The organism is Acinetobacter sp. ANC_7511, from assembly GCF_056779975.1.
Genome location: NZ_JBWYIY010000009.1, coordinates 143,584 through 151,990 on the forward strand (window position 1 = coordinate 143,584; position 8,407 = coordinate 151,990).

At 36.3% G+C, this 8,407-nt stretch carries 6 protein-coding genes and 1 pseudogene; all 7 read left to right on the forward strand.

What is annotated here, in order from left to right:
- Nucleotides 1–2 precede the first annotated feature (2 nt).
- On the forward strand, nucleotides 3–710 hold the full coding sequence (gene hda, locus AC1M9L_RS08010) for a DnaA regulatory inactivator Hda (RefSeq protein ID WP_035266869.1): 708 nt from the start codon (nucleotides 3–5) through the stop codon (nucleotides 708–710).
- 179 nt (nucleotides 711–889) lie between these two features.
- Nucleotides 890–2,680: a rhombotarget A gene (gene rbtA / locus AC1M9L_RS08015; protein ID WP_481591830.1), complete on the forward strand. Its 1,791-nt coding sequence runs from the start codon at nucleotides 890–892 to the stop codon at nucleotides 2,678–2,680.
- Between the two features lie 12 nt (nucleotides 2,681–2,692).
- Nucleotides 2,693–5,104, forward strand: a complete 2,412-nt coding sequence (locus tag AC1M9L_RS08020) for a CSLREA domain-containing protein (protein WP_481591831.1) — start codon at nucleotides 2,693–2,695, stop codon at nucleotides 5,102–5,104.
- 127 nt (nucleotides 5,105–5,231) lie between these two features.
- Nucleotides 5,232–6,014 (forward strand): tellurium resistance protein, encoded by a 783-nt coding sequence (locus AC1M9L_RS08025; protein WP_481591832.1) that lies wholly within the window; start codon nucleotides 5,232–5,234, stop codon nucleotides 6,012–6,014.
- A 59-nt stretch (nucleotides 6,015–6,073) separates the two neighbouring features.
- Entirely contained in the window at nucleotides 6,074–7,153 is a 1,080-nt protein-coding gene (locus AC1M9L_RS08030; RefSeq protein WP_481591837.1) for a toxic anion resistance protein, read from the forward strand.
- 17 nt (nucleotides 7,154–7,170) lie between these two features.
- A complete protein-coding gene (locus AC1M9L_RS08035) occupies nucleotides 7,171–8,091 on the forward strand; it encodes a hypothetical protein (protein ID WP_481591833.1) in 921 nt (306 codons plus the stop codon).
- A gap of 171 nt (nucleotides 8,092–8,262) precedes the next feature.
- Nucleotides 8,263–8,407: pseudogene (locus AC1M9L_RS08040) on the forward strand (thioredoxin family protein); the annotation flags it as partial.

Consider the following 8,407-nt stretch of genomic DNA (forward strand, 5'->3'; position numbering starts at 1 on the left):
TTATGCGGCAACTGCAACTTGATATAGAACCTCAACTTGATGCACGGATCAGTGATTTTTCCGGCCCAGGTTGGGGACCCGTCATTGATGCAGTTCGCCAACTTCATGCTGGATTAATGAATCGATTTTACCTTTATGGCGGTGCGGGCACAGGTAAGAGTCACTTATTAACTGCGATATGTGACTCATATCTAGATGTGGGGAAATCTGCAATTAAAGTGTCATTGCTAGAATTGCTCGATGCTCCAATTGAGGCGATTACTTCATTGGATCGCTATGATTTGGTCGCTCTGGACGATATTGAAGCGATTAGTGGTGTACCGCATTGGCAAAAGGCGGTATTTCATTTAATAAATAATAATAATGATGGTGGAGGACAACTAGTCTTTTCATCTAGATCTGCGCCAATTGAATTGAAACTTGAATTACCAGATCTTCAGTCGAGATTAACTCAAGCGGTGAGTGTTAAAGTGCCAACAGGTCAATCCTACGCTGACCGCTATGCCTTATTACATTCTGTGTTAGATCGTAAAGGTGTGCATTTTGATCCTTTAATTATTGATTATCTGCTGACCAATGGCCCGATACAGACCAGTACCTTATTACAAACGGTTGATCAATTATCAAAGTTACTACAGGGTGAAAAAGTTAAGCTATCCAACGCAACCCTTAAGCAAATCTACGCGCTCATCGATCAGTATAGTGCTTAAATGCTTTTTAAATGTTATTCAAAACTCAAAATGTAGACTTTATCTGAACTCGGCAATTTTTTACTTAAAAATAATTGAGAATTCTAAAAAATTGTGACAGATTAGTCAAAATGGACAAATAGCGCTACATAATTAAAGTTCGCTACTTAAAAAAATAAAGAAAAATTAAGGAGATGGTAATGCTCAGACGGGGCTTAGGTCTTGTATTGTTGTGTGCAACAGGGCATGTATTCAGTGCAGATATTGTGGTTACGACCACTGAAGATATCACCAAAAATGATGATCAATGTTCGTTGCGTGAAGCAATTGAATATATTAATCAGGGTAAACCTGAAGCAGGTCTCAATGGCTGTGGTGGTAAAGATGCCACAGATAATATTATCTTATCTACGAAAGAATATCTCCTAAACGAGCAAGTTCGCATCTCTAAACCGATGGTTTTTAGAACGCAGTATGAAACTACCATTGTTGACGATATTCCTGGTACAAAAAATGCCGTCATAACAATGAAGGGTACTGATCGAATTTTCCATATTGAGCGAATTCGTCCTAAAGCTGATGATGAAATTAGAGATGCTGCAATTGGTGTGGAATTTTACGAAATTACCTTGCAAGGTTGTGCCGCATCAGTATGCAAAGAAAAAGGTGGGTTAATTCTCAATTATGAACGGCTAAAATTTGATAAAAGCCATCTTATCAATGGCAAAGCGAATTTTGGCGGTGCGATTTATAATGTTGAATCATTTATTGAATCCGAAACTAGCAAAATTCGTTCCGCGCGAGTGAATCTAGTTAATTCGTTATTGGAAAACAATCAAGCACAACAAGGTGCTGTTTTGTATAGTGAATATCCTGATTTTGACATTAGTGCTTCTGTTATTAAAGGTAATAAGACAACAGATTCAGAAGGTTTCGCAATCTATAGCCATAAAGTGTTGAGTGAAGATGAAACTAAGGTGACCAATCTCAATTATGCCAAAGTGACCAATTCAACAATTTTTAATAATAAGGGCTATATTATCAATGTTAAGGATGGTATTGCACTTAATAACAATACGCTGGTCTTTAATGATTTTGGCTTGATTTTTAATGCGCCGTTTAAGAAGGCATTGCTTACTAACAATATAATTGCAAAAAATGGCAATCGAGACTGTCGTGTAGAGACTGCAATAGATCAATCAAATTTAAACAATAATTTATATGGTTTTGGTTGTGAGGGCACAGCTTCAGAACAACTGGGCGAGCGCACATTATTAGCTGGGACTGATGTAGAAGGTGAGTGTGATGTTAATTCATCTGGCATTTTATGTCCGTTCAAAGTCTATTCTGGCTATGCTTTAGGATATTTCCGCCCAAGAGTGTTGCCTAGTTATCGACAATTAACAGATTCTCCGATCATTAATCGTGGACCAGATTCAAATGGTACATCATGTGAAACAGTTGATCAGCGTGGCAACGCACGTAAGGATCGTATTTTGTGTGATCGAGGCGCGATCGAACTTATTCAGTCAAGTACGTCTTCAGGCAGATTTGGCAAGGATATCTTTTACGGAGAAATTGTTAAGTTAAATATTAATGATTTTCTAGGAGATGGTGAGCTAATACCTGCTAGTCAATGTGATGCCTTAGTCGGACCTCATCCCAAAAAAGAAGAATGGCAAGCGGGCTGTATGATCATCCAACAAAATAACTCTCCTAGTAAAGGTAAAGCTGAACTACTCCAAAATGGAGAGTTTACTTATACACCTCAAGGGAATTGGCACGGAACTGATGATTTTAAAGTTTTGGTCGTTGTATCTACACGTCAATTGAATGAGTCAATGAATCCTTATATCGAAATTCCAACTGTCATTAAACAAGACCCCAGAGATACTTATACAAGCGATAAAGTAAAAACTTCTGGTGGGGGGCTAGGTCTAATCTCCGTATTAGGTCTGATGACTTTAATCGCGATACGTAGAAAAAAATAATAAGGGAATCGTATGTTGAAAAGTAGAAAAGCTTTTTTGACCTTAGCAGTCCTTTCTGCAATGTCCTTGATGGCTGCTGAAGATACAATAATTTATGTCACTACCTTTGATGATGAAGACGGTACTAATGATGCAAAGTGTTCACTCAGAGAAGCGTTGACGGCTGCTTCGACTAATCGAGCTTATGGAGGTTGTGCTAAAGGTAATACGGATCGAGTACAAACTGACATTATTCAGCTTGAAGCTGGTACCTATAGCTTGAATGCAGAGCTTCAGCCAACTTCTTCAGTGATTATTAGGGGTAAAGAGCCTGTCGATTATTCCAAACCGAATGTCATTTCAAATAGTTATCCTGCGCAAACTAAAATTCAAACTATAATTAATGGTCAAAATACACATCGCATTTTCAATACGACCAATCTAAATCGACCGAGTTTGAGTTTAAGAAATATAGAGCTGAGAAATGGTAAATCATCTACCAACGGTGGCGCTTTGCTATTGGGAGGCGAGACTGATTTATATAATGTAAATATCACTAGCTCTTCTGCATTAAGAGGTGGAGCGATATTTTTGAATGACAGTGATAGCTCTTTAAGTTATTCGGTCGGGTGGGTGAGTGGTAATACAGCTCAGCAAGGCGCTGTTATCGCGATGTCTTGTTTGGATAATCTTGTGTTCACACGTCGTAAGATTGATTTATCCCGTATGTCTATTACCGAAAATGGAAATACAGCTTCAAACAGTTTATTCTCATTTTGTGGTGAACCTACAACTCAATTGCAAGCAAATACAATCTCTTCCAATGTATTAAATACTACACAAGGTCAAATTTTTCAATTTAGTGATCGTTTAACAGATGGGGGTCAAATAAATTTGAGTCCCAATTCTATTTTGAAGCTCGATAGTAATACGATTATCGCGAATACCGCGCGATCTGTGCTTTGGTATGGAAATACAGGTGCAAAAGCCTTAAATCATAATGTGATAGGTTTTAATCAGGCTAAAGCCTGTATATATAGTCACGGTGATGTGAGCCAAGTTGAGTCAGCAGGTATTGAATTATTGGCAAATGCTATTCCACTGAGTAATCCATCTATAGACTGTGATCTACCAGCAAAAGCGTCAGAAAATGCACAAAAAAATAGTCTTGATGTTAGTCAATTGAGTATTAATGATCTGTTTTCAACATCGTTACCAGTTAATGATGAGAATACTAACTTTCATCCTGTCTTTTTTCCGAAGATTAATTCTAGTGGTACAGATTTAGTTGATTTTGGTACTGATGGTTGTTCGCAACATGATCAACGAGGTATAAATCGGATTGGATTGGACTCGCTCAACAGTTTAGATGTGACTCCCAATACTTGCGATATTGGTGCGATAGAAACCTTAAAGTTGACTGTTTCCAATTTAAGTAAAGCAAATGAATCACTGGTTCAAATAAAGAAATCAACTGAGAATAGAATTAAAGCATTCGAAGATGCTATTGCCGATCCTGAAACCAAAGAAGAAGTGATTGATTATTATAATAAGAAGCTCACCGATCAAAAAGCATTTTTGAATGAATTAAATAATCTTAATCAATATCGTCCAATATTATTCGATCCATTCAAATTGAATTTACCAGATGAATTTGTTTCTCCTGATGGTAAGGTGCGAAAAATTGAGCATCTTAATGTTGATAATTATGATGTCAAAGTTGAAGTTGTGGGAGTTGGGAAATTAGATATCGATAAAACGTTCTTAGGTAAGTTTGATGATCGGTTGAAATGTGAATGGAAACCGCAGCTTAAGCAGATAGTCATGTATAGAACAGATGGTCGCATAACACCGAGTGGAGACTCTGAATTCTGTACATATACGCTTACTTCAAAAAGCGACAGTAAAAAAACATCAAGTGCATATTTAATTGGTAATTTTATCAACATCGTGCCAACTGTTCCTGAACGTGTGGAATATACAATCAATCCAAAAAAATCGACTCAAATCAGTGTAAATTTACTGGCTGAAGCGAGTGATGCTGGTGATGGCAACAGAAATGCAATCAATCCTCCAAATAAAAAGGAGTTTTACCATAATGCTAATGGAGATGAGGTATCAATTTATTTTGCAAGAGTACCGAATCCCGTTTCAATTATCGCGGATCGGGTAGAGCCATGTGCTAATGACCGTTTTAAAAAGTGCTATGGTGGAAACATTCGTGTTCAGTTGAACAATAATTTGGATGTCTTTTCCTATGATCTTAAGTACTCAGTATTGGACGCAGACGGCGCTTCATCAGGTGAGGGAACATTAGCTGTTCTAAATACGGAAACAGGGCCTGGAAGTTCTCGTACGAGTGGAGGGGGTAGCCTAGGTGGGTTTGGGCTTTTAGGACTCATTGGTTTATGTTGGCTTAGAATGAGAAAATCTAAACCTCATTAATAAAAAAGCCAGCATTTGCTGGCTTTTTTGTATTTGATTTTGTGTAATATTTTGCAAAAAAATAGTATATTTTGAACAGTTTATTGCTACATTTGAGGATTGCTGATTACTTGCTTAAATTACGCTAATGTCATCTTTTAATGAGCTTATACCCTTAAATCAAATTGAAGTTAATCCCTCGGATTTACTCCCAATTAAGAGGCATGATCTTGTTCCTTTATTGACTGATTCGTCTAAACTTAATTTATATGCTGAACATATTGTGCAGGCACAAAATGCTCTATTGGTAGGTATAGACCCCACTTTAAATAAAAAATTAAGCGAAACAATTTCAGATATTATTCAAAAATTGAATCAATCCAAAAAGAAATTAAAACAAAAAAAATTTAATGCTCTCCAAAAGTGGTTAGGTCTGGATTTGGAGTTCGGTGCGGGTCAAATTTCTTATATTCGTGATTTAGATAGACTCATTCTAGATGCTGATCAGCTGTCCCAACGTATTCACATTGAAATCCAAAAGTCTAGTTCTCGATTTCAGCAAGCAGTTGGTTTGAGAGAGCAAATGGCGCGCTACATTCAAGCAGCAAGACAATTTTTAACAGAATACACAGATTTTTCTCATCATCGCCATCCACTCGATAACTTTGAGGAGCGATTGGCTAAAAAAATACAAACATTAGAGTCGGTACAAGCAAACAATGATATTTCTCTCATGCATATGCAATTGACTCAACAACTTTCATTAACTCTGACGGATCGTTTTCGTGAAGCGCAGCAAGTATTAATCCCAGCTTGGCAATATCATCTTGAGCAAACTCAAATTAAAAATGGCGCAGTCGATATTGAAAAGTTAGATCAAAGTCGCGAACAACTGATTCGATCTTTAAAAAAATCACTAATTAAAGAATAAGGTGTGTTATGTCTGATTTTCCAATTCAAAAGAAAAATGAATCCTTAAGCTTAATCTCTATGGAGGAAAAGTTTTCCAAGTTAGATTTAAAAGAAATTGGGTTGATGACCTCAGACCTTGCAGCAGTCGAATCAGTTCACCAAGAACTAGCTGATATGAATCATGCTACGGTTGCTGAATATGGGAAAAACATTGCGACTAAAACGGCGACTTATACGGATGAATTACTGGATCTAGTTAAAAATAAAGATTTGGATGCAACAGGTCAAAAGTTAAATGAAGTCGTTACAGTGGCTCAACAGCTCAATACAAACAGTATTTTAAGTCCTGCTAAAAGTTCAGGCTTCTTGGGTAGTATCTTAAATCGATTTAAGGGTGCTAAACAGAGTTTTGATCAAAAGTTCAATACCACTAAAGAACAAATAGATGCTTTAGTTAAAGAAATTGAAACCTCTCAACAAGGGTTAAAAGACCGTGTAAATACATTGGATCGTATGTTTGATGGTGTGCAGGACGAATATAAACAATTAGGGGTTTATATTGCTGCAGGGAAAATTAAACAACAAGAAGTTCAGGAGCAAATAGCTGAATTAAGTACGCTAGAACAAGATGCGCAAACTAATCAAAAAATCTACGACTTAAATCACTTAGCAAACAACTTGGAAAAAAGAGTGAGTGATTTACAGATATTGCAACAATCTGCGATGCAGACATTACCGATGATTCGAATTATTCAATCAAATAATTCAATGTTGGTTGATAAGTTTTATGCGATAAAAAATATCACGCTTCCTGCCTGGAAAAATCAAATTAGTTTAGCGATTTCATTACAGGAACAAAAAAATAGCGTCCAATTGGCTAATACTATTGATGATGCGACGAATGAGTTACTTAAACGAAATGCAGATTTATTACACCAGAACTCAGTAGATACTGCTCGAGCAAATCAACGCTCAGTGATTGACATTGAAACACTTGAACATGTTCAAAATACCCTCATTAAAACAGTGAATGATGTTATTAGTATTCAGAAAGAAGGGATGCAAAAACGTGAAGAGGCATCAATCCGTATTAAGGCTTTGCAAGGAAATCTTCAACAACTTGTTTTGGATTCGAGTCAAAATCAGCCAAAACACTAATTTCTTGAGGTTTAAATTTGAATAAAACCAATGAATATCTTGTGGCGCAGACTGAGATTCAGAAAAGATTGCCTGAATTGTACAAACGAAATCGCATACTTAATTTATGGGGATTTTTGAGTACCAGTGTACTCATTATTTCAGTTGTGTCGCTTTTTATTCATCAGGACATGATTTATGGTTTTATGGGTATGAGTGAAACTGTTCAGCAGCTTCATTTGCCACATAGTTTAGATGAAGTCGTAAACGTGTACCAACATCAGCCTGACTATTTTTTTAATTTGATATCTTGGTTAGGTTGGTTCATTCTAAAAGTATTTAGCTCAGTCATTGGTGCTTTTTTTATCGTTCATTTTTTAAAGAAAATACGTTTTTTCTATGTGCGCTTTCAATCATTTGTACTTAAGTTTGTTGGTTGGTTCATTGCTGTCATCTTAATTTGGTCAGGTTTGACCTATGTTCAATATGACTTGAATGATGAGTCTTTGGAACAACAATATCAATTAAGTCATTATGATAAATCGATTCACGAAAGTCAGATTGCTGTCATCATGACTGAACAACAGGTCAATCCAATTATACAAGCCTACGTCCTTGCGCAAGTGGCTTTGATTCACAAACCTGAAGATACCAAGCTAGCAACTACATATTTAGCTCGACTTGCGCAAGCTGAAAGAAATGAAAAACAGTTTGTCGAATATGGTTTTAATGCAGAGCAGTTATGGTCAATGCAGCAACAAGTTTATGGTCAATCTATTACTCCTTGGGCAAAAGCGATAGATCATCGAGCAAATCAGGCACGACAAATTTCAGAAGTCGTCAAGATGATATTAATGGTGTTCTCAGCCATCATGTTATTGTTAATTCTTATTTTCTTTGGATTAGCTCGTAGTTTTAAAAGCAGAATTCAAACGATCACTCAACGTTTGGAGATATAGTTAAAGTTTGTACTGTTACGACCATCATAAAAGAATCATTCATTTTTAAATGAATGATTCTTTAATTCAATTTTTCGATAGTCTTTATGCAAACTAACTGTTTTACCTATTTTTGTATTTCTTCTAATATAGCTTTATCAAATAAATATTACTCCTTTGGAGACGTTAGCAATGTTAGATCAAAATACTTCAGCTCAATTAAAAACGCTTTTAGAACGCCTTGAAGGTCCAATCGAATTGGTTGCGACTTTAAATGATTCAGACAAATCTGCAAAAATCAAAGAACTTGTGGAAGAAGTGGCAGCACTTTCTCCAT